The organism is Actinophytocola sp., from assembly GCF_036378875.1.
GTDB lineage: Bacteria > Actinomycetota > Actinomycetes > Mycobacteriales > Pseudonocardiaceae > Actinophytocola.
Genome location: NZ_DASUVO010000044.1, coordinates 124,740 through 149,918 on the forward strand (window position 1 = coordinate 124,740; position 25,179 = coordinate 149,918).

27 protein-coding genes are annotated in these 25,179 nt (G+C 68.3%); 18 read left to right on the forward strand and 9 right to left on the reverse strand.

All coding sequences use genetic code 11. The features are described from left to right. Nucleotides 1–20 precede the first annotated feature (20 nt). Entirely contained in the window at nt 21–491 is a 471-nt protein-coding gene (locus VF106_RS11485) for an NUDIX hydrolase (RefSeq protein WP_330839617.1), read from the forward strand. 94 nt (nt 492–585) lie between these two features. On the opposite strand, the gene VF106_RS11490 is transcribed toward VF106_RS11485, so the two are convergent. Beyond that, nucleotides 586–1,230, reverse strand: coding sequence for a TetR/AcrR family transcriptional regulator (locus VF106_RS11490; protein ID WP_330839618.1), 645 nt, complete (start codon nt 1,228–1,230; stop codon nt 586–588). A gap of 87 nt (nt 1,231–1,317) precedes the next feature. On the opposite strand from VF106_RS11490, the gene VF106_RS11495 reads away from it, so the two are divergent. The 3 genes from VF106_RS11495 to VF106_RS11505 are packed head-to-tail and all read left to right on the forward strand — an operon-like array spanning nt 1,318 to nt 3,981. Next, complete coding sequence (locus VF106_RS11495) at nt 1,318–2,469, forward strand: acyl-CoA dehydrogenase family protein (RefSeq protein WP_330839619.1); 1,152 nt, start codon at nt 1,318–1,320, stop codon at nt 2,467–2,469. Between the two features lie 11 nt (nt 2,470–2,480). Continuing rightward, on the forward strand, nt 2,481–3,617 hold the full coding sequence (locus tag VF106_RS11500) for a CaiB/BaiF CoA transferase family protein (RefSeq protein WP_330839620.1): 1,137 nt from the start codon (nt 2,481–2,483) through the stop codon (nt 3,615–3,617). 52 nt (nt 3,618–3,669) lie between these two features. Next, nucleotides 3,670–3,981, forward strand: a complete 312-nt coding sequence (locus VF106_RS11505; protein WP_330839621.1) for a hypothetical protein — start codon at nt 3,670–3,672, stop codon at nt 3,979–3,981. A gap of 293 nt (nt 3,982–4,274) precedes the next feature. Here the strand turns inward: VF106_RS11505 and VF106_RS11510 are convergent, their stop codons facing one another. Beyond that, nucleotides 4,275–5,033 carry a crotonase/enoyl-CoA hydratase family protein gene (locus VF106_RS11510; protein WP_330839622.1) on the reverse strand — a complete coding sequence of 253 codons (759 nt, stop codon included), beginning with the start codon at nt 5,031–5,033 and terminating at the stop codon, nt 4,275–4,277. An 85-nt stretch (nt 5,034–5,118) separates the two neighbouring features. On the opposite strand from VF106_RS11510, the gene VF106_RS11515 reads away from it, so the two are divergent. From VF106_RS11515 to VF106_RS11545, 7 genes are all read left to right on the forward strand, one after another. Continuing rightward, nucleotides 5,119–5,280 carry a hypothetical protein gene (locus tag VF106_RS11515; protein WP_330839623.1) on the forward strand — a complete coding sequence of 54 codons (162 nt, stop codon included), beginning with the start codon at nt 5,119–5,121 and terminating at the stop codon, nt 5,278–5,280. A gap of 204 nt (nt 5,281–5,484) precedes the next feature. Next, complete coding sequence (locus VF106_RS11520; protein ID WP_330839624.1) at nt 5,485–5,976, forward strand: helix-turn-helix transcriptional regulator; 492 nt, start codon at nt 5,485–5,487, stop codon at nt 5,974–5,976. A 30-nt stretch (nt 5,977–6,006) separates the two neighbouring features. Further along, nucleotides 6,007–6,786 carry a lytic transglycosylase domain-containing protein gene (locus tag VF106_RS11525; protein ID WP_330839625.1) on the forward strand — a complete coding sequence of 260 codons (780 nt, stop codon included), beginning with the start codon at nt 6,007–6,009 and terminating at the stop codon, nt 6,784–6,786. 71 nt (nt 6,787–6,857) lie between these two features. Beyond that, a complete protein-coding gene (locus tag VF106_RS11530; RefSeq protein WP_330839627.1) occupies nt 6,858–7,697 on the forward strand; it encodes a helix-turn-helix domain-containing protein in 840 nt (279 codons plus the stop codon). Further along, the gene (locus VF106_RS11535; protein ID WP_330839628.1) at nt 7,694–7,909 is read left to right on the forward strand and encodes a DUF397 domain-containing protein; all 216 of its coding nucleotides are present in this window, start codon (nt 7,694–7,696) and stop codon (nt 7,907–7,909) included. The genes VF106_RS11530 and VF106_RS11535 overlap by 4 nt, the downstream gene beginning before the upstream one ends. 10 nt (nt 7,910–7,919) lie before the next feature. Then, a complete protein-coding gene (locus VF106_RS11540) occupies nt 7,920–8,294 on the forward strand; it encodes a hypothetical protein (RefSeq protein ID WP_330839629.1) in 375 nt (124 codons plus the stop codon). Continuing rightward, entirely contained in the window at nt 8,291–8,656 is a 366-nt protein-coding gene (locus tag VF106_RS11545; RefSeq protein WP_414638934.1) for a DUF3817 domain-containing protein, read from the forward strand. The genes VF106_RS11540 and VF106_RS11545 overlap by 4 nt, the downstream gene beginning before the upstream one ends. Here the strand turns inward: VF106_RS11545 and VF106_RS11550 are convergent. The 4 genes from VF106_RS11550 to VF106_RS11565 all read right to left on the reverse strand — a co-directional run bounded on the left by VF106_RS11550 (nt 8,622) and on the right by VF106_RS11565 (nt 14,287). After that, nucleotides 8,622–11,375: an NACHT domain-containing protein gene (locus VF106_RS11550; RefSeq protein ID WP_330839630.1), complete on the reverse strand. Its 2,754-nt coding sequence runs from the start codon at nt 11,373–11,375 to the stop codon at nt 8,622–8,624. The genes VF106_RS11545 and VF106_RS11550 overlap by 35 nt on opposite strands. A gap of 4 nt (nt 11,376–11,379) precedes the next feature. Continuing rightward, a complete protein-coding gene (locus VF106_RS11555) occupies nt 11,380–12,219 on the reverse strand; it encodes a hypothetical protein (RefSeq protein WP_330839631.1) in 840 nt (279 codons plus the stop codon). 77 nt (nt 12,220–12,296) lie between these two features. Further along, entirely contained in the window at nt 12,297–13,895 is a 1,599-nt protein-coding gene (locus tag VF106_RS11560; RefSeq protein WP_330839632.1) for a monocarboxylic acid transporter, read from the reverse strand. Continuing rightward, on the reverse strand, nt 13,892–14,287 hold the full coding sequence (locus tag VF106_RS11565) for a DUF485 domain-containing protein (RefSeq protein WP_330839633.1): 396 nt from the start codon (nt 14,285–14,287) through the stop codon (nt 13,892–13,894). The genes VF106_RS11560 and VF106_RS11565 overlap by 4 nt, the downstream gene beginning before the upstream one ends. Before the next feature lie 675 nt (nt 14,288–14,962). Between VF106_RS11565 and VF106_RS11570 the strand changes: the two genes are divergently transcribed. From VF106_RS11570 to VF106_RS11585, 4 genes are read left to right on the forward strand one after another with little or no spacing between them, the layout of a single operon-like run. Next, the gene (locus VF106_RS11570; RefSeq protein WP_330839634.1) at nt 14,963–17,719 is read left to right on the forward strand and encodes a sensor histidine kinase; all 2,757 of its coding nucleotides are present in this window, start codon (nt 14,963–14,965) and stop codon (nt 17,717–17,719) included. Further along, nucleotides 17,720–18,160 (forward strand): roadblock/LC7 domain-containing protein, encoded by a 441-nt coding sequence (locus tag VF106_RS11575; RefSeq protein ID WP_330839635.1) that lies wholly within the window; start codon nt 17,720–17,722, stop codon nt 18,158–18,160. Further along, nucleotides 18,157–18,660 (forward strand): DUF742 domain-containing protein, encoded by a 504-nt coding sequence (locus VF106_RS11580; RefSeq protein WP_330839636.1) that lies wholly within the window; start codon nt 18,157–18,159, stop codon nt 18,658–18,660. The genes VF106_RS11575 and VF106_RS11580 overlap by 4 nt, the downstream gene beginning before the upstream one ends. Then, nucleotides 18,641–19,249 (forward strand): GTP-binding protein, encoded by a 609-nt coding sequence (locus tag VF106_RS11585; protein ID WP_330839637.1) that lies wholly within the window; start codon nt 18,641–18,643, stop codon nt 19,247–19,249. The genes VF106_RS11580 and VF106_RS11585 overlap by 20 nt, the downstream gene beginning before the upstream one ends. Here the strand turns inward: VF106_RS11585 and VF106_RS11590 are convergent. Then, nucleotides 19,188–19,835, reverse strand: a complete 648-nt coding sequence (locus VF106_RS11590; RefSeq protein ID WP_330839638.1) for a DUF2238 domain-containing protein — start codon at nt 19,833–19,835, stop codon at nt 19,188–19,190. The genes VF106_RS11585 and VF106_RS11590 overlap by 62 nt on opposite strands. A 150-nt stretch (nt 19,836–19,985) precedes the next feature. On the opposite strand from VF106_RS11590, the gene VF106_RS11595 reads away from it, so the two are divergent. After that, a complete protein-coding gene (locus tag VF106_RS11595) occupies nt 19,986–20,180 on the forward strand; it encodes a hypothetical protein (protein ID WP_330839639.1) in 195 nt (64 codons plus the stop codon). After that, nucleotides 20,173–20,661 carry a hypothetical protein gene (locus VF106_RS11600; protein ID WP_330839640.1) on the forward strand — a complete coding sequence of 163 codons (489 nt, stop codon included), beginning with the start codon at nt 20,173–20,175 and terminating at the stop codon, nt 20,659–20,661. The genes VF106_RS11595 and VF106_RS11600 overlap by 8 nt, the downstream gene beginning before the upstream one ends. A gap of 4 nt (nt 20,662–20,665) precedes the next feature. On the opposite strand, the gene VF106_RS11605 is transcribed toward VF106_RS11600, so the two are convergent. Together VF106_RS11605 and VF106_RS11610 are read right to left on the reverse strand one after the other, a co-directional pair. After that, entirely contained in the window at nt 20,666–24,106 is a 3,441-nt protein-coding gene (locus VF106_RS11605; RefSeq protein ID WP_330839641.1) for an NB-ARC domain-containing protein, read from the reverse strand. Between the two features lie 50 nt (nt 24,107–24,156). Then, entirely contained in the window at nt 24,157–24,579 is a 423-nt protein-coding gene (locus VF106_RS11610) for a RidA family protein (protein WP_330839642.1), read from the reverse strand. Between the two features lie 180 nt (nt 24,580–24,759). Between VF106_RS11610 and VF106_RS11615 the strand changes: the two genes are divergently transcribed. Further along, on the forward strand, nt 24,760–25,179 hold a 420-nt coding region (locus VF106_RS11615; protein WP_330839643.1), incomplete at its 3' end, for a peptidase inhibitor family I36 protein.

The window sequence follows — 25,179 nt, forward strand, 5'->3', positions numbered from 1 at the left end:
GGAGCGGAGGAGGCGACAGCATGAGCGAGGAGACGATCGTGCTCGGGGCGGCCATCATCCGTGACTTCCGGCTGTTCGTGGCACGGCGCTCGCAGCCCGCGTCCATGGCGGGGTTCTGGGAGCTGCCCGGCACGGAGCTGGCCGGTGACGAGCGCGGCACCCTCGACGGCCTGTTCACCCACGAGTTCGGCGTCTCCCTGAACTGCGTTGACCAGCTGCTTTCCGACCGGATGCTCCTCGGGTGGCAGAACGCCGATGACGACGCCGTGCGTGCCTCGCTGCGGGTGTGGCGCTGCCAGCTCCCCAGTGAGGCCACCTTCGACATCGACCTCGGCGACCCGCGACCCAGTGGCTACCGCTTCGACGACGCCCAGTGGGTGCCACTTGACGCGCTGGACGAGGTCAGCCCCTGGCGGGACGAGGTGCGGATCGCGGCGGGAGAGGTCGCGGACTACTACTTCGCTGACCTGGTGTGGCAGGACGCGGACTGAGTGTCAGTTAATTGCTACCGCAAACGTCACGTTTCGCGTCCATGGCCATCTTCTCTGTTAGCGCGGTGTGCGGCCCGAGCGAGGGCCGGGCCGCTCACCGCCTACCAAACTGCTCCGACACGAGGGTCTTCCACTCCGCGAGCAACGTGGTCCGCCTGCGCTCGTCCCCGCCGATCATGGCGTCCAGCGCCAGCCCGCGGACCAGGTTCACGGTCAGCAGCACGAGCGTGTTCAACCGCCCGTCGTCGACGGACGCTCCCATGATCTCCCGGTAGAACTCGAGTGTCGCGTGTCCGAGCGCGCGGTCGACGGGCAGCAGCGTGCGGCGCAGCTCCGGGTCGGTGCGGGCCGCAACCCACAGCTCGACCGCCGCCGTCGACAGCGTGCCCGAGTACGCCCGCCACAGCAGGTCGATGCCCGCCTCGATGCGTTCCGGACCGGACGGCAGCTCCGCGGTCGCCGCGAGAATCTGCTCAGACAGGCGCTTGAACAGGTGCTCCAGCGCACTCGTCATCAGCTCCGCCTTCGTCGTGAAGTGGTGCTGTTGCGCGCCGCGGGACAGGCCGGCCCGCTGGCAGATCTCCTGCACGGTCGTGCGGGCATATCCCATCTCCACCAGGCACTCGACGGTCGCGTCGAGCAGCAGTTCGCGCGTGCGCTCGCTGCGTTCCGCCTGCGTCCGGTGTTTCCGAACGGAGCCCGCGGAGTGAGCATCGGTCCGTGCGGTCGGGGTCGCCATGCGTTCCTCCTGCTTTACCTGCAGTCCTGCACGCAGGTACATTCAGGTCAGACTTTACATGCCGTACGGATTGTTTTTGGAGTCGTCATGTCGCTCACCCAGCGTTCCTCCTGGCTCGACGCCGATCTCGACTCCTTCCGCGAGTTGGCGCACGCCTTCTGCCAGAAGGAGATCGTGCCCAACTACGAGCGTTGGGCGGCGGCTAAGCAGGTGGACCGCGACCTGTGGCGCAAGGCCGGCGACGTCGGCCTGCTGTGCCTGTCGATCCCCGAGGAGTACGGCGGCGGTGGCGGCTCGTTCGCGCACGAGGCGATCCTGCTGGAGGAGCAGGCGAAGGCCGGCGACGACGCGTGGGGCAACTCAGTCCACTCGGGCATCGTCGCGCACTACGTCAACTCGTGCGGCACCGAGGAGCAGAAGCGGCGCTGGTTGCCGAAGCTCGCGTCCGGCGAGCTGGTCGCCGCCATCGCGATGACCGAGCCCGGCACCGGGTCGGACCTGCAGAACGTGAAGGCGAAGGCCATCCGCGACGGTGACCACTACGTGCTGAACGGCTCGAAGACGTTCATCACCAACGGCGCGCAGGCCGAGCTGATCGTGGTGGTCGCGAAGACCGACCCCGGCGAGGCGGCCAAGGGCGTGTCCCTGGTCGTGGTGGAGACCGAAGGGGCGCAAGGGTTCCGGCGCGGCCGGGTGCTCGACAAGATCGGCCTGCACGGCCAGGACACGTCGGAGCTGTTCTTCGACGACGTCCGCGTGCCGGTGGAGAACCTGCTGGGTGGTGTGGAGGGCCAGGGCTTCGTCCAGCTCATGCAGCAGCTGCCGCAGGAACGGCTGATCATCGCGGTCGGCGCGGTGGCGGCCATGGAGGCGGCGGTCGAGCAGACCATCCAGTACACCAAGGAACGCACGGCGTTCGGGCGCGAGATCTTCAACTTCCAGAACACGCGGTTCAAGCTCGCCGAGGCCGCGACCGAGGTGGCGGTGAGCAAGGCGTACCTGGACCAGTGCATCGAGCGGCACCTGAAGGGCGAGTTGGACGTCACGGGCGCGGCGATGGTCAAGTGGTGGACCACCGACCGGCTCTCGCGGGTCGCCGACGAGTGCCTACAGCTGTTCGGCGGCTACGGCTACATGAACGAGTACCCGATCTCGCGGGTCTGGACCGCCGCGCGCGTGCAGCGGATCTTCGGCGGCACCAACGAGATCATGAAGGAAATCATCTCCCGCACGCTGTAGAGGAGCCTCGCTTGGGACCGCTTGCTGGCATCAAGGTCGTCGAGTTGGTCGGGCTCGCGCCCGCGCCGTTCGCGGCGACCGTGCTCGCCGACTACGGCGCCGACGTGATCCGGGTCGACCGGGTCAAGCCGGGCTTCGACGTGCCGGTCTTCCCGCGCGACCCGCTGTCGCGAAGCAGGCGGTGGATCGGCGTTGACACGAAGTCGCCGACCGGCCGGGACATCGTGCTGCGGCTGGTCGACGAGGCGGATGTGCTGATCGAGGGCTACCGGCCCGGTGTCACGGAACGCCTGGGGCTCGGGCCCGACGACTGCCTCGAGCGCAACCCGCGCCTGGTGTACGGCCGGGTCACCGGTTGGGGGCAGGATGGGCCGCTCGCGCAGTCGGCCGGCCACGACATCAACTACATCGGGCTGTCCGGGGCGCTGGAGCCGATCGGACGGGCGGGGGAGCGGCCGGTGCCGCCGCTGAACCTGCTGGCCGACTTCGGTGGCGGCGGCATGCTGCTGGCGATGGGCGTGCTGGCGGCGCTGGTGGAGCGGTCCGTCTCGGGGCGTGGGCAGGTGATCGACGCGTCGATGGTCGACGGTTCCGCGCTGCTCACCGCGGGCATGCACGGGCTGCGCAACGCGGGGCTGTTCCAGCGCGGACGCGGGTCGAACATGCTCGACGGCGGGGCGCCGTTCTACGACACCTACGAGACCTCCGACGGTAAGTACATGGCCGTCGGGGCGATCGAGGAGCGGTTCTGGGCCGCGTTGACGAAGGTGCTGGAGATCGATCCGGCGTCGGTCGCCGACCGGTTGGACCCGGCGCGGTGGTCTGCCGTGCGCGAGGTACTGGCCGCGGTGATCCGCACGCGCACGCGTGACGAGTGGACGGCACGCGCGGAAGGGACGGACGCGTGCCTGACGCCGGTGCTGGACCCCTCGGAGGCCCCGAAGCACCCGCACAACGCGGCACGCGGCTCGTTCGTGTCGCTGGACGGTGACATGCAGCCGGCGCCCGCGCCGAGGTTCTCGCGGTCCGCGCTGCCCGAGCCGACGGCGCCGGTGGAGCCGCGGTCGTCTACGTATGACGTGCTCACCGAACTGGGCTACGTACCGGAGGACATTGACCGAATGCGTACAGAGGGTGTCGTTGCGTAGTTCGGGGTACGCCCGGATGTGTGACGGTGTGTGTCCCCATACGCTCTCGGTCATGACCTTGGTAGGGCCAGAGAAAACGTCGCCGGTGACGATCTTCGTCGATGGCACATCGGGGATCAGCGTCACCGGCACCCTGGACGCGACCACACTGCCCGAGCTGAACCGCTCGGTGACGGACTTCTTCGAGCTGACGGACACCTCGGAGCTCGACGTGCTCACGCTGGACCTCAGCACCGTGTCGACCTGCGACCACGCGGCCTCCGCCGCCGTCCGGCACGCGCAGTCCGTGTGCGCCGACCGCGCGGTGGCCCTACGCGTGGTGCCGAGCGAGGCCGTCCGCAAGGTGATGACCGCCCGCCGCTGACGGCGTTGTGCCCGGGCCCGTCACCGCGAACAAGAAGAGTTCGGGCAGCCTGGGCACACGTCGCGACGGCCGCCATATTGTCCACGCCCGGCCAGATCGCGTTCATGATCAACGCCAACACAGGTGGTCACCCAGGCATCCCCCACCCATACCCGGGGGGCCACCCCGAGGCCATCGTACCAAGGGGCACTGACAAAACCCCTGGTCGCGGAGGCCTGTGGACAACTTTCTGGTGCGGGTTCGAGCGAATGGGACACTCGTGTGCCGGCCAACCCTTGGTGGGGCCCTGACCGCTACTCGAAGGTGCCGTGCCGGCCCGAACCGGACGCGAACCTCGCGACGCCTTCCTGCGCGTCGGCCAGTACCGCCATGCCGTGAGCGAACTCCGTGGCCAGCGGCTCCTGGGACTCCCACTGCGCCAACGCCGACGCGCGGTCCGAGCGCAGGCACGCCTGCGGGAACGCGGCCAGCTGCTTCGCCAACTCCTGCGCGGCCGTGAGCGCGGTGCCCGCCGGCACCACGCGGTTCGCCAGGCCGATCGCGAGGGCTTCCTGCGCGTCGACGGGGCGGCCCGTCAGGATCATGTCCAGCGCCCGGCTCTGCCCGATCAGCCGCGGCAGGCGCACGGTGCCGCCGTCGATCAGCGGCACACCCCAGCGGCGGCAGAACACGCCGAACACCGCTGTGGCATCGGCCACACGGAGATCGCACCACAGCGCCAGTTCCAGCCCGCCCGCGACCGCGTGGCCTTGGACCGCCGCGATGACCGGTTTCGACAGTGTCATGCGGGTCGGGCCCATCGGGCCGTCGCCGTCCGGGGTGAGCTGGTTTCCCCGCTCCGTACCCACCGACTTGAGGTCAGCGCCCGCACAGAAGGCCGAACCGACCCCGCCCAGCACGGCGACGGACGCGGACGGGTCCGCGTCGAAGGCGCGGAACGCGTCGGCGAGCGCGCGGGCCGTTGGGCCGTCCACCGCGTTCCGCGACTCGGGACGATCGATCAGGACGGTCGTCACGGATCCGGACGATTCCACCCGAACTGTGTCGGCCATGTGGGTTGCCTCCCATATGGTGGTGTGCTTGGAGATGTACGCACCGTAAGCTGGGTGCGGCCATCAGCGTGAAGGGGAGACAGCGATGAAGGCAAAAAAGGTCCTGATGCTCGTGGGCGTGGCGCTGGTCCTCTTCTACGTGATCTCACAACCGGGCCCGGCGGCGGAGGCGGTGCAGAGCATCCTCGGCTGGCTCCGGGACGGGGCTGAGGCGATCATCACATTCGTGCAGAACATCTTTGCCTGACCTGCCCAGGACCTGGCTCACGGAACGTGACAAACGTACCGGGACCAAGGCGCCACATTGGACCGTACGGGTGGATTCTGGCCCTGTTGGCCCTGTTGGCAGCCTTTCCTCGAGATCAGGTCTGGCGGACTGTCGGTGCCGGCCTTTACGGTTCCCGCATCGAAGTTCCGCGGGGTTCTTCCGCAGTTCTCGAAGGAGGCATGGATGCTCGACGATCCCGGCGTGGATGACCTGGTCCGGCAATGGACCGAGGACCACTCGAAGGCCGCCGAGGCGGACGAGATCAACCGCATCGCGTCCGAGTGGCTCGCGGAGGTGCCGGTCCAGCCGCAGCAGGGAATCCCCGGCCAGCGGGCACGCGGTGGCAACAACCCGTGGGCCGCGGTCGAGGCGACCGACCCGCGTTTCTTCGCCGCCATGCGTGAGCGGCTGCCGGACGTTCCCTCGGAGCTGATCTCCGCGGCCGCCGGCTGGTGGCAGATGGTCGGTGGTCTCGCGGAGGCCAAGGAATGGTGGGACGCCGGCATCAGCCCCCTCGACCAGCGCGCACTCGACTACCGCGCCGCAGGCCTGTCCCCGTCGGACCTCAAGCGTCGACTCGGTCCCCTCACTGTTCTCGATCACCTGCGCCGGGGCAGCGCGCCGGCATGGTGTGTGAACCGGCTGCAACGCCAGAACGAGCGTCGGTCGGCGTAACGTCGTGGCACGGCCGTCGTTGACCTCGTTGTGATCGACGGCCAGCTCTCTGACCTGCGGAGCGTGCTCCTCCGCGCCGGACTGGTGCTGCTTGTCGTGGCACTGGCGGGTAGCGGGGTCTGGCTGCTGAAGGCGGCCACGGAGCCCACGCGGAGTCCCATCGAGGCACCAGCCGCCTCGGTCCCCATCGTCGACGTCACCCCGGGTGCCATCGCCCCACCGCAGCCTCAGGCGGGCGCGGTAGGGGAGGACCCGCTCAAGGCCTGGGCCACCCGCGTGGCCGCCGTGATCGACGTCCCCGCCCGAGCGTTGATGGCGTACGGCAACGCCGAACTCGTGCTCCGCACCACCCAACCGGCCTGTCGCCTGTCCTGGGCGACCCTCGCGGGCATCGGCCGCGTCGAGTCCAACCACGGCCGCTTCGCCGGCGCCGTCCTGCGGGAGGACGGCCGTCCGTCCAAACCGATCATCGGTGTCCCACTGGACGGTTCCCCTGGCGTGCAGACCATCTCCGACTCCGACCGCGGCCAGTTCGACGGCGACTCCACCGTCGACCGTGCCGTTGGCCCCATGCAGTTCATCCCGTCCACGTGGCGCCGCTGGACCTCGGACGCCAACCTCGACGGCATCGGCGACCCCCAGCAGATCGACGACGCCGCCCTGGCCGCCGGCCGCTACCTGTGCGCCGGCAACCGCGACCTGTCGACCCCGAAGGGCTGGTGGGCGGCGGTGTTCTCCTACAACCACTCGGTTCCCTACGGCCAGAAGGTCTTCGGCCTCGCCGACGGCTACGCCCGCGCCGCCGGGTAGGTGGGAATCCCACTCGGCGCCTCCCGGCTGCGATGATCTGTGATCATTTGGGCACGGGAGGTAACCGGGGTATGCGGACGAGCCCCACGTTCCGGCGTCGCCGCCTGGCGCGGCGGTTGCGTCAGATGCGGGAGAAGGCGGGCCTGAACATCGAGGACGCCGCACGCCTGCTGGACAAGTCGCGCAGCTCCCTCGCCAGGATCGAGACGGGACAGTCGAGGGCGGACGTGCACCTCATCCGCTCCATGATGGACATCTACGACCACTACGACCCGGATTTGCTCGACCTCGCGAGAGAGGCGAACCGCCCCGGCTGGTGGGCGAGGTACACCGTCGACGACCGCGGTTGGATCAGCATGGAGACCGAGGCCTCGGTCGAACTCGAGTTCAGCGTCCTGAACATCCCCGGCCTCCTGCAGACCGAGGGATACATGCGCGCCCTGTTCGCCTCGGGGAAGGTGCGACGCAGCCGGGAGAGACTGGCGAACGACGTCGCCGCACGGCTTCACCGTCAGCGGCGGCTGACCGAAGAAGAGTTCCCGCTGCGGTTGGTGGCCATCATCGACGAGGCCGCGCTGCGGAGAAAGGTCGGCGGAGTCGAGGTGATGCGGGACCAGCTCGGCCATCTCGTCATGGTCTCCGAGTTGAGCACGGTCTCGGTGCAGGTGCTGCCCAACGAAGCCGGCGCCCACTCGGGCATGGACGGAGCCTTCATCATTCTTACGTTTCCGGAGGACGAGGACCCGTCCGTGCTCTATGTCGAGTACCCCACCGGCTCCCTTCAGGTCGAGAGACCCGAGGAGGTGACAGAGGCTAGGCTCGTCTTCGACCGCCTGCGATCCGAGGCGTTGAGCCCGTCAGACTCGGTGGCTTTCATCGAGAAGATGGCAGACGAGCTGCATGGCGAATGAGAGGCGAGAACGTGTCCTCCGTGAACTTCTCTTCCGCTGCGTGGCGGAAGAGCAGCCGCAGTGGTGACGGCAGCAACGGCGCGTGCGTTGAGGTGGCCTTTGTGAGTGCCACCGTCGGGGTGCGGGACTCCAAGAGCCAGGAGGGCGCCTGCCTTGTGTTCGGCGATGCCTCGTGGCGGGCGTTCGCCGAGGGCCTCAAGGCCGGGTGTTAGCGTCACTACTGTGAATGGCGGAGTGCTCGCTCGCCGCGTGGGAGTCGTCTTCCTCTGCGTGTTGTCCCTCGTGGCCTGTGTCGGGCTGGCCTGGTGGCAGTGGCAGCGCTTCGAGAACGGCGGGACCTGGCAGAACCTCGGCTACGTCCTGCAGTGGCCGCTGTTCGGGCTGTTCCCGGCCTTCATGTTCTGGCGGCTCCGTAAGCTGCGGGCGCAGGCGCGGGAGGAGCGACCTGAGCCACAACCAGCACCCCCGACCGAAACGGACAAACCGGTCGTGCGGCAGGATGTCCAGCGGCAGGACGCCGACGAGGATCCCGAGCTGGCCGCCTACAACCGGTTCCTCGCCCAGCTCAACGCACGAGATCAGCAGGAGACGCGATGACCGCCGAGTCCCCCGTCACCGACGAGGAGAACCCAGCCCAGGCCGTCGGTGACGCCGGCGTCAAGGGCGCGCTCGCGCGCTTCCGCGTGATGGCCTACATCGTCGGTGTCGGCCTGCTCGCGCTCTGCTTCGGCATGGTCATGAACTACGCCTTCGACGAAGGTCAGTACAGCGCCGTCATCGGACCCGTCCACGGCTTCCTGTACATCGTCTACCTGGTCGCGATCGTCGACCTCGCGCTCAAGGCCCGCTGGTCGCTCAAGGGCACGATCCTCGTGATGCTGTCCGGTGTCGTGCCGGTCGGGTCGTTCTTCGCCGAGCGGGCGGTCACCCGCCGGGTTCAGCAGGGACAGGCTCTCTAGTCGCGACGATGTCCCGCAGCGGGCTGGTGAGGCGATCTCGCCGCATCAGGATCGCGGACATGGCGTACGAGGGTAGGACGACCGCGCCCATCCAGTAGATGCCGCCGATCAACCAGCTGCCCTCCGCCGCTTGTGACCACACCATGGGCATGGTCACCAGGAGCGCGAGCAGGACCAACCCCACCACGACGACGGTTCCCCCGACGATCTCGGCGGCGATGCGGTGCCGTTGGCGACGCAGCGCCCATCCGAGGCACAGTGCCCCGACGCCGAGCACACAGGGCACCAGTGCGGGTGGACCGAGATGCCACAGCCAGCCCGCCCCATCGGCGACCGCCTGCAGAGCCGACCGCAGCCATGGCACCGCGTCGAGGGAGAAGGCGCCGCCGGGGAAGAACGTCCTCGCCGTCTGCACGACGGCCAACACGACCAGGGTGACGAAAGCCAGTGCGGCCATGGTGCCGCACACGATCGCCATCAGGACCAGACCTGGACTCCGCCGTCCCATGTTGATCCACTCGTCACTCCGGTTCACGGTGCGATAGCGGTACCTGACCATCAGTGTGGCCACGTCGCCGAGCGGCACGTGCCTGAGCAGGCCACGTCGCCGCTCCGAGCACCTCCGCCACTTGAGGTACTCGTCGAAGAAGCGACGTTGCAGGTCGCACCACTTCTCGTCCTCGCGCACCTCGAAAAGCTGGTCCGCCACGACGTTCGGCGGGCGTTCCGTGTGCATCTGTCCCGCGATCTCGACGAGTTTCTTCGATGGCGGGGCATCGGTGGTGAGAGTGAGCTTTGCGTCGACGAACCCGAGGGCGATGGCGAGGCGTTTGTCGATCTGTCGGTCTTCCTCGACCGGTCCGTACAGGATCAGCTCGCTTACCCGGTTGATGATGGTGAGCGTGGTCCGGTCCCCGGTGAACGGCATCCACACCCAGCCGTAGTCAAGAATTGACGTGTGCGGGGCCTCGAACCCCGCCAGCGCCGCCTCGAGTTGGGGGTCGCTGATCATCGCGGCGATCCGCCACGCCGCACGCGCCGCCTGTTCGTCGTCGCGCCACAGGAAACCGACCAGCACACGCAGTGCCGCGGGGGTTGCGATCCCGGCGAGGCCGTTCATGGCGGCCATGTCGCCGAGGGTGGCGACCGCGGGATCACCCATGCGCACCAACGGTTCCCGCACGTCGGGGGTCGAACGGTAGAGCCCGCCGAGCACCTCGACGGCCTCGGGCAGGCCGGATATCGCCAGCGCGTGCGCGGCCGCCGCACGTCTGCTGCCCGGGTTCGTGACCTCGTCCCGGAGAAACTCGAAGACCGCGCTCCTCCCGGCGGCCGCCACACCGAACGCGCGGACGACCTGGCTGTCCGCGGCCGCTCCATCCAGCTCGGGTGCGAAGCGGTCCAGGACCGCCCGTGCCACGTCGTCGGCGACCGTCTCGGCCTCGCCAAGGCATTCGAGTGCGGCGAGTGATCCGTTGGCCAGCAGGTGGCGGACGACCTTCGTGGCGTCGTTGAAGCCGCACCACAGGATCGCCGTCTCCTGCCAGCGGTCCGGATCCAGGTCGAGGCGCGTCAGCAGACCGTCCGCGTCCAGCGCGTCGGCCGCCAGGTAGTCCTGGAAGCTGAGGTGACCGAACCGGTAGCGGCGGTCGCCTTCATGTCGCAGCAGGCCGCTGCGCGTGATGTCCAGGAACAGGGCATTGACCGAGTTGCTGTCCGCGAGGACTCGCATGGCGTGGTCGAAGGCGGTCTCGCGGTCCAGGACATCGCTACCGCTGTCCTTGCCGGTCAACGAGAGTGTGCGGAGCACATCCTTCATGTCCCGGTGGTGTTCGGGATCTGAGCTGGCCTCGGCGTTCCTGGGCGAGAGGAGGTGGTCCACCGCTTCGCGGTAGAACTGTGCCCGGGACGACGTGATCGGGATCGACGCGCCGGGGACCCGTGTGACCTCGATCATCATCTTCAGCAGCAGCGGCACGCGTGCGAGTGCGAGGGCCCTGGGATTGTCGAACAGCAGCTCCTGCGTTCGCGAACCGTTGACGCCGAGCCGTGCCCTGATGAACTGCTTGATCAGCTCGTCGTCGAACTCGGCGACCGTCACGGCATGCATCCGGTCCCACAGCGCCCGCTCTCGCACGGCGCTGCGGCAGGTGACCACGACCTCGCAATCGCCATACTCCTCGATGAACGCGAGGACCCGCCGTACGGTGTGGCCGCGGTCCTCGCGAGGGACCTCGTCGAGTCCGTCGAGCAGAACCCGCAGCTTGCCGTTGTCGAGTGCGCGGGCCAGGAACTTCTCGGCCCGGAAGAACTCCGCGCGCCGCAACTGTTTGAGCACACAGGCATCGACGTCGTTCCTGGCCACGTCCAGAAGCTTGACGAGGACCGGGATGGCTTCCTTGCGCGTGCGTCGGCCGCCCTTGGCGAACTCGAACGCGAGATGCTTCAGTAACGCCGACTTCCCAGCACCCGGTTCACCGGCGACGACCACGTGCTTGCGGTCGGTGATGACCTGCTCCACGCGTGTCTTCCGGCCGGCGTCCTCGACCCGCAGCGGCAGGTAGTCGTCCTGTTGGTACTTGTCCGCGAGGCGCTTCTGGTACCGGCGCAGGGCGAGGGTCTGCGGGGACCGGAACCCGGCCAGCCAGTCGACCAGCCACGTGCCGAGCGGCTTCAGGATCGACGGCAACAGCTTGGTGGCACTGCCGGCGGGATCCACGGCCTCAGAGACCGACGCGGCGCAGTGCCAGCGTCACGAACCCGCGCATCGACCGGTCCCATCCCGGTGGGGCCGGCGGTGGGGACACGTCCACCAGAAGGTCCAGCGCGCGTGCCGGCAGGTCGCCCCCCAAACGGAAGGCGAGCGCGATCGCGGCCGTCATCCGCACCTCCAGCGGCTCGGCGTCCAGTTGGGACGTCAGGTGTTCGTCCACTGTGGGGAAACCCGACAGATACCCCAGGGTCAGGTTCGCGCTGGCCGGGGCCACCGACGTCACGAGCGCGTCGACGGTCTTCTCGTCCGGGGGGAAGTACGCCAGCAGCTCCGCCGCCTGCGCCGCGACCGCCGGGTCGGACAACCAGTTCGCGTAGGACGGCACGTGGGCAAGCCCGGCCCGGTACGCGTCCCCGGCCCAGCGGACCGCCGCCGCGTCGAAGTACTCCTCGGGTGCCTCCGCGCGGGCGTTCTCCGATTCGGACAGCAGCTTGGCCAGCTCGGCGAGGTCGTCGTCGGACAGCTCGTCGCCCGAGGAGAAGTCCGGGGTGAACGGCAGCGCGGCGTCACCCACGACCACCGCGCGCAGCAGGCTCAGCACCGACTCGCGGTCCGGCGTCGATGGATCGTCCACAAGCGCCACCAGGAACGGCACCACGGCGGCGCTCACGGGCCAGTGCGACCCGTCGTGGCACACGGCCCGCGACAGCCACGCCATCGCGCCCTCACGGGTAGCGGTGTTGGGCGAACGCAGCATCCGCAGCCGATCCGGCACGTCCGCGGCGACGCCATGAGCATGATGCAACTGCCGCCACGACACATCGGCCAGGCCCGCGAGAGGGTCACGCACACGTCGTTTCTACCCGATGCCCGCCCACCCCGCGCCGCCAGATGCGGTGAAGGGCACCCTCGGGGCGTTGAACGTATTCAGGACGTCCGGGTGCCGATGCCCGTCAGTGCTCGGACCGCCATCTCCTTCTGGCGTGCCGGGTCGGCCTTCTCGCTGCTCAGCACGGTGCCCAGGTAGCCGGCCAGAAAAGAGAACGGGATCGACACGATGCCCGGGTTGGTCAGCGGGTACAGGTGGAAGTCCACGCCGGGGAAGACCGACGACGGGGCGCCGGACACCACCGGGGAGAAGAACACCAGCAGCAGGCACGAACCCAGCCCGCCGTACATGCCCCACAGCGTGCCGCGGGTGTTGAACCGCTTCCAGAACAACGAGTACAGCAGGGTGGACAGGTTCGCCGACGCGGCGAACGCGAACGCCAGTGCCACGAGGAACGCCACGTTCAGGCCGTTCGCCAGGATGCCGCCGATCATCGCGAGCGCGCCGACCACCACCGCGGTGAGGCGGGCGACCCGGATCTCGGCCGCGGGTCGCGCGTTGCCGCCGCGGAAGATGTTCGCGTAGACGTCGTGCGCGAACGACGCCGACGCGGTGAGGGTCAGGCCGGCCACCACGGCGAGGATCGTCGCGAAGGCGATCGCGGCCACGATGCCCAGCAGCAGCGTGCCGCCGATCTCGAACGCCAGGAGTGGCGCGGCCGAGTTCTCACCGCCGGTCGACGCGAGGATCCGATCCGAACCGACCAAAGCGGACGCGCCGTACCCGAGCACCAGTGTGGCCAGGTAGAACACGCTCATGCAGCCGATCGCCCACACGACCGACCGGCGGGCCTGCCGCGCGTCGGGCACGGTGTAGAACCGCATCAGCACGTGGGGGAGGCCCGCGGCGCCGAAGACCAGCGCCAGCGACAGCGAGATGAAGTCCAGCTGGCTCTGGACGGTCTGGTAGTGGGTGCCCGGCGCCAGCACGTCGTGGCCGTTGGCGTTGTTGTTCGCGGCCTCGTCGAGCAGCGCCGACACGCTGAACCCGAACTTGCCCAACAGGAAGACCGTCATCAGCACGACGCACACCAAGAGCAGCGTGGCCTTGATGACCTGCACCCACGTGGTGCCCTTCATGCCGCCGACGAGCACGTACAGGATCATCACGAGCCCGACCACACAGATCACCAGCGCCTGCCCGGCCTTGCCGTGCACGTCGAGCAGCAACGCGACGAGCCCGCCGGCGCCGGCCATCTGGGCCACCATGTAGAAGAACGAGATCACCAGCGTCGACGTGGCGGCCGCGGCGCGGACCGGGCGCTGCCGCATCCGGTACGCGAGCACGTCGCCCATCGTGAACCGGCCGGTGTTGCGTACCGGCTCCGCGACCAGCAGCAGGGCGACCAGCCAGGCCACGAGGAAGCCGATCGAGTACAGGAAGCCGTCGTAGCCGTGCACCGCGATCGCGCCAGCGATGCCGAGGAACGACGCCGCGGACAGGTAGTCGCCGGTCAGCGCGATGCCGTTCCTCCTGCCGCTGAACGCGCTGTCGGCCGCGTAGTAGTCGGCGGTCGTCGCGTTGCGGTTGCTCGCCCGGTACACCGCGAACAGCGTGACGGCGAGCAGGACGGCGAACACGGCGAGGTTCACGGGCGGGCTGCCGAGTTGCCCGGCCGGGGCGGCGAGCACGGTCATTTCGCGGCGACTCCCGCCACGGCACGGAGTTCGGCGGCCACCGGGTCGAGACGGCGCCGGGCGTAACGCACGTAGGCGACGGTGATGGCCGCGGTCGAGACGAACTGGAGCAGGCCGAGGACCAGCCCCGTGGTCACCATGCCGAACAGGCGGTGGCTCATGAAGTCACGCGCGAAGGCCGCGAGCAGCACGTAGGTCAGGTACCAGAGGAGGAACAGCGTGGCCGTCGGGAAGGCGAAGCGCCGGAAGCGGCCGCGCAGGGCGGTGAACTCCGGGCTGTCGTGTATCGCGGCGAAGTCCGGCGTGCCTGCCGCGTCGCTGGTGATTCCGCCGAAACCCGCGCCTGTGCCCGGCGTGCGGGCCGTTATCGGGGTGTGAACCACCTGGCTCATGTGTTCCTCCGCTGAAGATTGTCGCGAAAACTGTATACACGCAGGGACGAAAAGTGAACTCCTCAACTATTCTCGATGGCGAGAGACCCGGGCTGGCCGTGTGATCGAAGTAGACACTACTGAGCGAGTGATCTCCCTGCATTCACACCTTGCGGTGAATCATGGCGTGACAATGCGTTGGGGGAGCAGTGCGCTGTCGGCCGCCGTGACACTTTGTGTTCGTCCAGTGTGGCCGGTAGGGCGAGTGCGCCACTGTGGAAACCCATCCCCCGAGAAGGTCACGCATCCAGGTGATGTCTAGCTACGGTCCGTTCGAGCCGTTGCGAGCGAAACGGTTCGCGTCCGCTGCGGGCGGCGGGGGGCGGGGTTACGATCGGTCACATCGCGGAGGTTGAGCGGCTTTCGTCGGATGTGACCCATTCGGGCGATCAAGTAGTTCCAAACCAGACTCATAGTAGAACGCGCATGATCGAAAAGCGGCGGTCATGTGGTGATGCGCCCTGTTTTGAGCGCTTTGTGGGTTGTTTTCGCTGGTTGAACGCTCGTGCTTCGGAATGGTTTCGTGATCTCGCGTGTGGGGTACGATCGTCCCTCAGTTCTCGCCGCGCCGGTCGGCTCGCGCGGCGCTCGACTGCAAATAATGTCGTCTCCTCATTACTGGAATGAGGCGCTGCCTTGAAACCTGCGACGGAACCCACCTCCCGGTGGGCTGCGCTGCTGAGTGTGCTCGCGAACTGGCGGGACTGGACCCTCCCCGTCAAGCTCGCCGCCGCCACACTGGTGCCGGTCGTGTTCGCGGTCGTGCTCGGCACCATGCAGATCTCCGACCAGGTCGACGAGGCTTGCGCGTACCGGCGGATCGACCGGCTGGTGATGGTCAACGAGAAGCTGCGCGAGCTGGTCGCCGCGCTGCAGACCGAGCGCGGGACGGCCGGACGGCTGCTCGCGGCTGGCACCGGCGACGTCGTCTCCCGGACGGCCGGCGAGTGGACCGTGACCGACGAGGCGCGGGCGGAGTTCCTGCGTGCCGCCGGCCGCGTCACCCTCGACCACGAGGCGGCCGCCGCGCGCTACGCGGACGTGCTGACCCGGCTCGACGGACTGACCGCACTGCGCGGGCAGGTGGCCAGGCCCGGCTTCGAGGCCGCCACCGCGGTCGCCGGCTACAGCGCGGTCATCGACGCGCTGCTCCTGTTCGACCGGACCACGCCGGCAGAGGCGCTGGACCCGACCCTGGCGTCGACCGCCTCCGCGCTCCACGACATCGAGGTCATCAAGGAGGAGGTCGCCCACCAGCAGTCGGTGATCGCGGTCGGCATCGTCCGCGGCGGCCTCACCCGCCCCGAGGTCGACACGCTCGCGGTGTCGCTGCGCCGCCAGGCCGACCGGTCCACCGACTTCCACAACCTCGCAGGCGCACGCCTGCGCGACCTCTACGACGACCGGGTCAGCGACCCGAGTATCGCGAGCCGTGACAACGTGGTGGCCGCCGCCGTCGCGCAACCCGAGGGCACCCCGGTCCCCACCACCGCCCAGGGCTGGGCGGACGGGTCCGCCCTCACCACGAAGCGCCTCGGCGAGGTCACCAGGGTGCTCGCGGCGGACATGAGCGACCGGTCGGCGGCACTGCAGGACGAGGCGAGCGACGGCGCCGGGCTCGCCGCGGTGATCCTGCTCGTCGCGCTGGTCGTCGCGCTCGGGGTGCTGTTCGTCGTCTGCCGCCACCTGCTCGGCTCGCTGACCGCGCTGCTCCATGGCGCGCTCGACGTCGCCGAGCGCGCGCTGCCCGAGGCCGTGGCCCGCATCCGCGAACAGGGCGAGCACGCCATCGACCTCGAGCCGTCACCCGTGCGGATCACCTCGATCGACGAGATGGGACAGCTGGCCCGCGCGTTCGACGCCGTGCGGCTGCAGGCGCTCCGGCTCGCCACCGAACAGGCAGGCCTGCGTGCCAGGTACGCGGACGTGTTCGTCAACCTCTCGCGCCGCAGCCAGGGGCTCGTGCAACGCCAGCTGCGGCTGCTCGAACGGCTCGAACGCGACGAGGAGGACCCGGACCAGCTGGCCACGCTGTTCCAGCTCGACCACCTCGCGACGCGGATGCGGCGCAACAACGAGAACCTGATGGTGCTGTCCGGCGGCGAGGTCAGCCGGCGGTCGCAGCGGCCCGCGAGCCTCGCCGACCTGCTCCGCGCGTCGGTGTCGGAGATCGAGCAGTACCAGCGGGTCGTGCTGCTGCCACCGCCGTCGGTCGAGGTGGTCGGCTACGCGGTCGGGGACCTGGTGCGGCTGGTCGCCGAGCTGCTCGACAACGCCACCGCGTTCTCCGCCCCCGACACCCCGGTGACGATCGCGAGCCACGCGTTCGAGGACGGCTCGCTGTGCGTGGCCGTGCACGACGAGGGCATCGGGATGAGCCAGGAGGAGCTCGACGAGGCCAACGCCAAGCTGGGCAGCGCCGACCTCGCGGTCGACGTGTCCACCTCGCGTCGCATGGGTTTGTTCGTGGTCGGGCGGCTGGCCGGCCGGCTCGGCGTCGAGGTGCGGCTGAACCGCGGCCACGACATGCCGGGTGTGCGGGCGACCGTGACCGTGCCGGCCGAGCTGGTCTCCCGGACCGTGGAACCGCCGCCGGAGCGCGTGCGGAAGACGCCGACGGGGACGAGCCTGCTGACGCCGTTCTCGCCGCACGGCCAGGCGATCGTCTCGGTCAACGGGACCAACAAGCACACCGACGCGGCGATCAGGAGCGGGCTCACGCCGTCGCCGCTGCCCCGCCGCGAGCAGGAGGAGCTGTCCGAGTTCACCTCTGGTGGGCTGCCGCGCCGCTCGCCCGGCGAGAACATGCCCGGCCCCAAGCCGGGAGAGCCGACCGGCGGGTTGTTCACGCCCGCCGACGCCAACGCCGTCACCGAGCGGTCGGCCGTCGAGGAGACCACGCCGATCTTCGACGAGATGGTGTCGGCGTGGTTCCGCGCGGTCACCGAACCCGGTGAGCCCACGCGTCTGCGGCCCCCGCGCGAGGACGACCTGTGGAACTTCGCCGCCGACTCCGGCTTCGACGCCGCCCGTGCCGTGTCGCGGGCCGAGCCGGTCGAGTACACCTCGGGTGGGTTGCCGCGCCGCAGTCCGAGGCAACACCTGGTGCCGGGCAGCGCGGCCCCGGCTTCCGACCCGTCCCCGCCGGGGCACGAGGCGGACGAGCTACGCAACCGGTTGGGCGACTACCGGCAGGGCGTACGCAAAGCCCGGGGTCACCGGCGCGGTGTCGACCCCCCTTCGATCCCCACCGCGCCGGTGACCCCGACCCAACAGTCCACATCGGACGACGAGCGGTACGCCACGCGCAGCCTGCCGAGGCGCACCCCTGGGCAGAACCTCGTGCCGGGCAGCGACCACGAACGGCGCACAAGATCTCGAACGGGAGAGTGAATGACTTCGCCGCAGGCCCAACCAAGTCAGTTCGGATGGTTGGTCAACGACCTCGCCGAGCGGGTACCCGGCGTGGCGCACGCCGCCGTCGTGTCCGCGGACGGGCTTCTGCTCACCGCATCCGCCCGGCTGCCCAGCGACCGCGCCGACCAGTTGGCGGCCGTCGCGTCCGGACTCGTCAGCCTCACACAGGGTGCGGCTCGGTGCTTCGAGGCTGGTGATGTGAAGGAGACGATCGTCGAGATGGACGGCGGGATCATGCTGCTGATGTCGGTCCGCGACGGGGCCTCGCTCGCCGTGCTCGCCTCCCCGATGTGTGACATCGGCCAGGTCGCCTACGAGATGACGCTGCTCGTCGACCGGGTCGGACAGATCCTCACGCCGGAGCTCCGGGCCCGACTCCAGGGCACCGGCGGGAGGATGGTTGGGCTGCCGGCGTGAGCGCCGAGGACGGCTTCGCCGACGTCCTCAACGGGCTGACGCTTCGTGGGCGGGGCAAGCGGAAGATGATCACCTCTCCTCTGGCCGAGGATCCGGTCGAGCTGGCGTGGACCAGCCCGTGTTCGGCGCCGGTCGTCACGGCGACGGACGAGGACCCGGCCGACGCTGCGATCGTGCGCCCCTACGCGTGGACCGCCGGTCGCACGAAGTCCACAATGGACCTACCGCTGGAGACGATGGTGTCCACGAGTGAGCACGGGGAGAACCTCGATGCCCTGACACGCACCGAGCACCGCTGCGTCGCGGAACTGTGTGTCGAGCCGACGTCGGTCGCCGAGGTAGCCACGCTGCTGTCGGTGCCGCTCGGCGTCGCGAAGGTGCTGCTGGGCGACATGGCCAAGGCGGGCCTGGTCATCGTGCACAAGACGGCCACCGGTGGCGACAACACAGCACATCTCATGTTGATGGAAAGGGTTCTGAGTGGACTCCGTCGGCTTTGACGCGGACAGCGCCGCGGGACAGGCCATGACGTCGGTCAAGATCGTCGTCGGTGGTGGGTTCGGCGCGGGCAAGACGACGTTCGTCGGTTCGGTCTCGGAAATCAAGCCGCTGACCACGGAGGCGCTGGTGACCGAGGCCAGCGAGGGCATCGACGACCTCGAGGCGACGCCCGACAAACAGACCACCACGGTGGCCATGGACTTCGGCCGTGTGTCGCTGGACCGCGACCTGGTGCTGTACCTGTTCGGCACCCCGGGTCAGGAACGGTTCTGGTTCATGTGGGACGACCTGGTGCGCGGCGCGATCGGCGCGGTCGTGCTGACCGACACCCGCCGCCTCGCGGACTCCTTCGCCCCCATCGACTTCTTCGAGGACCGCGGCCTCCCGTACGTGGTGAGCCTCAACTGCTTCGACGGCAAGCACACACACGCCATCGACGAGGTCCGCGAGGCACTGGCCGTGCCAGAAACGGTCCCGATCCTCCGCTGCGACGCCCGCGACCGTGATTCCGTGAAACGCACCCTCATCACGATGGTGGAGTACGCGATGGAACAGTGGGTCGCGTTCCACGGCGCGGAGGTGAGCTGACCTTCGGCTGTGTCGGACGGCGTCCGCGCACCGCCGACACCGCCGCTGCCACGAGAGCGCCGAGCATGGCCAACGCCATGTCCTTGTGCGGATCCCAGATGTCACCCTGCTGACCGTTGTAGGCCTCGGCCATGTCGGGGGCGAGCACGGCGGCGACACCCCATTCGAACAGCTCGTACAACGCACTGGTCGCGAGCACGACCTCCATGGCCCGCAACGGTTTCGTCCGCAGCATCATGGTGGCGCAGAGGCCGTACGAGAAGTGCACGAGCCGGTCGAAGTGGTTGCGTTGCCAGCCGAACGCATCGGACAGTCGGAACCCGAGAAGTGCGGCGGTCCAGTCGTCGTACGGCACGTAGGAGTAGAGCCAGCGTGCCGCGATCGTGTGCAGCGTCAGGAAAACCAGCGCCCACACCCACGTGCGCAGCGACAGGCCGACCCGCCGATGCACCCAGGCGAGCGTGACCAGCGCGACCAGTGTCAGCGAACTGTGCATCGCCTGCTCGACAGGCCACGGCGGCCGCCACCACGTCGCCACGACGACCAACCCGAACAACCCCAGCGCCCAGGCAAGCCCACGTGTCATCCGTGCAGCCTGGCGATCTTGTCCGCCGCGCAGGGCCCGAACCGTCCTGCCGTTGCCGAACCGGTACTTCCCGAAGGTGCGGCCGTCGCTGCCCGACTGGTCGCCGAACCGCACGTTGGCGCGGGTATGGCGCCGTCCGACACTGGCGACATGGAAGCAGAGCACGAAGAAGTCGAGGACCAGGACGTCCAGTGCGGCGACATCGACGCCGGCAGCGGCTCACAGTGCCTGCAGCTCGACAGCGACTGGGTCGCGTACCTGGCCGAGGCCGACCTGCCCGACAACGTGACCGGCGTCGACTACAGCATCTCGGACTTCGAAGGTCAGGAGTGGGCCAATGTCTGACCCCGCCGCGCCGACCACCCCACACTGGATCGTCCGCGAGTTCCAGCTGACCACCCCGTTCCTGCTACGGGGCGAGCTGGAGTACCAGTCATGGGACGACCTGGAGCGGACCCTCACCGGAGAGCTCGAGTTCGGTCAGCTGCCCCAGCTGCGGTTCGAGTTCGGCCAGGACGTCAGCCGCCTCCAGGGCGGGCTCGGGCTCCAGCTCATCAGGTACGAGCTCCCGCAGATCGGCCCAGTGGTCATCGAGGCCGGCGTCGGCGCCATGGTCCGCTGGGGCGAGGACCAGGGCTTCGAACTGAGCCCGGAGATCGAGATCCGCAACGTCCAGTGGCCGAGGTTCAGCTTCAGCCTCGAAGGCGCGATGACCCTGTCCGGCGCCAACGAGAACGGCCAACCACAGCTCAGCGGCGAGATCATGGGCAACCTGAAGATCCACTTCGACATCTTCGCGCCGCGCGGCACCTTCCGCCGCCGCTGACGGATCAACCGGGCACGTAGGTGAACCAGTAGACACCGTGACCACCGACCGCGACGAGCCGATGGTTGCTGAGCCAGGCACAGCCGTTCAGCTTGCCGTCAAGGCGCATCTCGGTTCGAACGGTCCAGTCACTGCTGTCGTGAACGCGTAGCGTCCGATCGGCCGACACCGTCGCGAGCCGCGAGCCGTCCGGGGACCATGCCCAGTCCTTCGTCTCGTGGTGATCGGTGTACTCGGCGTCGAGAGTCCACGTGTCGCTGTTCCAGTACTGGATGGTGTCGTCGAGCCGGATGGTGAGCCGCCGTCCGTCAGGAGCCGCCACGGCCTTGTCGATCTTCGTGGACAGCCGCAGTGTGGTGACCTGCTCCCAGGTTCTCGGCTTCACTACGTGCACGGCCTTGTCGACACACACGGCGAGCCATCCGCCAGTCGGTGCGATCGCGACGTGTGTGCTGGTGCGAAAAAGCCCGCGGTTTCGACGAATACGCCTGGTGACCGGGTTCGGTGTGGGCGGTGCCTCGCGGTGTACTCGCAGGCTTGTCTCGTCCACGACCAGGAACACGGGCGGCTGCCACCCTTCGGTATCCCACAGAACGATCCGGTTCTCGAAGTTCGCGACGCACACCAGACCGCCGCCCCCGAACAGCCGGGCAGGGAATGACGCGTCAGGAAGGCTCAATGACCGTGATATGTGCCAGTTGTCTGCCTCGCAGATCGCGACCTCATTGTACTTCTTAACCGACAGTGCACCATTGCCGACAGAAGCGATGCCGTAGACGTTGCCGGAAGTCGGGAGTGCCTCGCGGGTCGCTCCCGTAGTGGGGTCGTGGATCGTGACCGAGTCGGTGCCATTTCGCACCGCGAGCCAGGTTCTGTCGGGGGCGACGACACACGCCTCCGCGCCGCTCGCCAGCTTGTCCCGTCTGCCTCCGGCACGGACCTGATCCAGATCCCACAGTCTGACCGTCCGGTCCGCGCTCGCCGACGCCAGCACTGTGCCGTTCGGAGAGAAGGCGAGGTCCATGACGTTCGAGCCATGCGCGGCGATCTGGCCGATCGGCCGCCAGCCGATGGTGCTCCACAGGACGATCAACCCGGTTTCACTTCCGGTGGCGAGTACTTCGCCGTTCGACGAGAAGGCGGCCGCGGTGAGGTCACTGTTGTAGTGCAGCGTTCTCGGAGGTTCGTTGACCCTGGTCAGGTCGTAGATGGAGAGAGCCGAATGACCTGCCACCGCGGCCCATCTCTCGTCCGGGCTGACCGCCACGTCCGAAAGGAAAGCGTCGATTTTGGACAGATCGACGCGTTCGTCAGTGCCAAGGTCCCAGATCCGCACGGCATCGTCGATGCTCAACAACCGCCCGTCACGGAGGCTGGTACAGGATCTGATGGTCTCGGGAGTCTTGATCGAGCGAAGTTGCTTTCCAGTTTGGCTCTCCCAGACCCGGATCGTGTCATCGCTCCCCACACTGACAATTGTTTCTCCGTCCGTCGAGAAGCAGCAACAGCGGACCCAGCCCCGGTGACCTTCGAGTGTGTGAAGAACTTCCCAGGTGCTCGTGTCCAACACGCGAATCGTTCCCCCATCACCTTCACAGGCGAGGAGATGGCCGTCGGGAGAAAGAGCGACGGCATCGGGCAGGCCACCTGGCAAAAGCCGGACGAGTTGGCCGCTGTCGGGATGCCAGACCCGCAGTCCGTCGGAGACGGACACGAGCCAGTGGCCGTTTCGTGAGAAAGCGCAGGCGACCACCTCGTCCTCGTGCCCTCCCAGAACGCGGTTCAGCGCCGGATCAGGGCGATCTGGCAGCGGGCGCTCCGGGATGAGGTGTGGTACCGCCGCCACGTCCGCAGTGGCCGCTTGGCGCAAGTCGTCGAGCGCTGAGGATGGTGGCAGTCGCTGGGCAAGTGCGTTCACCACGGCATGTTCTGGATTGCCTGGCACGAGTAGATGTCCCAACTGGTCGAGGAACCTGCTCAGCTCCATCGCGCTTCCGGTGTTGACGAAGGCCAGGTCCTCCACGACGGCGACCGGGCCGAACCGCCGCAGTTTGCTGATGACCCAGCGAGGAGCTGTGACGAGCGTGGCCACCTCCTCCAGGCGGCCCGCTTCCTGCAGGTGGTAGGCGAGCGAGCGCCACAGGTACTTGGCCGAGTGCGGCAGGGTCCACCACGGGACCGGACGTGTGGTGTGGTTGAGCAGCCGCGTCGACACTGCGTTCAGTAGGACGTCGTGGAGTTGCCGGAGTCGTGGCCGGCCGCATTTGTGTTGGAGGTAGGCGCGGATCACGTCGTGCAGTCGCAGCCGGTCGCCGTGCCGGGTGACCAGCGAGAGTTCGGCCAGTTCCTGGCACAGCAGTTCGCCGTCATCCGAGGACAGGTCGGCCGACGCCTGCCAGAGGAGCACGACGAGATCCACCGGTATCTCGGAGTCCTCCGGGAAGATGGCGAGCTCGAGCACCCGTTCTCGCCGGGCGCCGAGCACACCCAGTGAGGATTCGAGCGTTGCCGCGACGGTCCGGTCGCGGCGCGCCGCGTCGGTCACGTCGAGTGCGGCGGGCCCAAGTTCGCGCAGATTGTGCAGGAGGTGTCCGGCGGACTTCGCGACATCGCCGCCATCGCGGTCGGTTCGGCGCAGGCTCGCGTTCGCGAGACGAAGAGCGATCGGCCATCTGCCGGTGATCTCGAGGAGCTGTTCGCCCACGGCCTCGGGCAGCCCGGGTACGCCGCCGGTCAACAACTGCCGGGCCTCCGCGTGACTCATCTGGTCGACCCGCACCGGTTCGACGCCGGTGTGGTCCGCGAGCAGAGCGGGGATCCTGGTGGTGACCAGAAGAGTGCAACCGCGGCCGGCGTTGAGGAACGGGCGTAGCTGCTCGGCCGTCCAGACGTCGTCGACGACCAGCAGCGACGGACCCTCATCCTTGAGCAGGCCACTCAGTTTGAGCCCGGCCTGCTCAGGGCTCGTGATGCCGGACGGCTGCCCGCTGATGTGTTCGATGACGTCGTTGATGGCGTCGGCGAGCCCGGCGCCGCGGACCTCCTGGCCGACGGTCACCCAGTACGTTGCCGGGAATGCCTTCTTGATCTCCGGGAGCTCGCACACGGCGGTCGCGAGCGTGGTCTTGCCGAAACCACCAGCGCCCGTGAGCGCAGTGGTGATCCCGACCTTGCGTGCGCCACCCGCGAGCAGTGCGCGGAGGATCTGACTCGTCGGGCCCGGTCGAGGCACGAACATGCCGGTCATGCCGGGAATCACCGGAGGACCGAGTGGGGTCGTCCGTTTCGGGGCGGTACGCCAGAACTCCAGGCCGACCCACGCCGAGGACAGTACGGCCAGCACGACGAAGATCAGCCAGCTCCAGCCGGACGTGAGCACGTTGACCGTGACGGCTACCGCGATGTTCACGACCGTGACCGCGGCGGCGGCCGCCTGCTTCTGCACCGGCATCAACCCTGGCCCCCATCAACCCGATCAGGCGCGACATCGGGAGCCTAACGAGGGCGCGGCCGGAACCTGTCGTGCGGCACCACGGCGATGGGGACCAGTTCGACGAGGAATTCCGGGAGCACGAGGCCCGGTACCTGGATCAGGACGCTGGCCGGTGCGGTCTCGGCGGGGAAGTGGCGGGCACGGACCCGTTGGATGGCCGGCAGGTCGCCACGGTCGAGGAAGTAGATCGTCATGGAGACGATGTCCGTGAGGGTGCCGCCGATCTCGTCGAGGACCAGTTGGATGTTGTCGATCGACTTTTCCATCTGTGCCTCGGCATCGCCGACTCCGACGACGCGATCGTGCTCGTCCCACGCCACCTGTCCGGTGATGTGGACGACGACCCCGTCGCCATGGGCGACGCCCTGTGAGAAGGCTCGGCCGTTCGGCTGCCACATGTCGGGTGGGTTGAACCGGTGCGTCAAGTTTTTTCACCCTCCGTCTACGGTATTGGTCATTCCTTGCGGGGTTCTGCGGGCGTTCGATACAGTCTGCGCCGGGGGTGTGACGCGGACGGACCGCGTGAGAGTGGGGATCATCGTTCGCTTTGTTTCGCAGGGTTGTTCCCTGCTCTGGGGTGCACTCCCACACTGGGGATGAAGATCATGTTTTCCAGAATCATGGTCGGTGCCGTTCTGGTACTGACCGCGATGGCTGGTGCGCTCGTCGCGCCGGCGCAGGCTAATCCTTCCGGTAGCGCGGGCGTTACCGCGGCACGCTACATCAACCTCGGCCCGACCGATCTGTGTCCGGACGGGTACTTCTGTGCCTACGAAGGCACTGGTCTCGTTGGTCGCGGGGTCGGCTTCTTCGCGACCGAGTCCGACTGGGGAGCCATTCCGACCCAGTTCAGGTGGATCAACAACACCGCCCGGTCCGGGGAGAACTGGGGATTCACCGGAACCCTCGACGACGTTCGGGCATATCCGCTGCGGAATTTCCAGAATGACCCTCGGTGGCCGGCGGTGTGCCTGCCCAACGTCAGCCAGAACTTCGACTGGGGCACGTTGCGGCCGGAGTCCAAC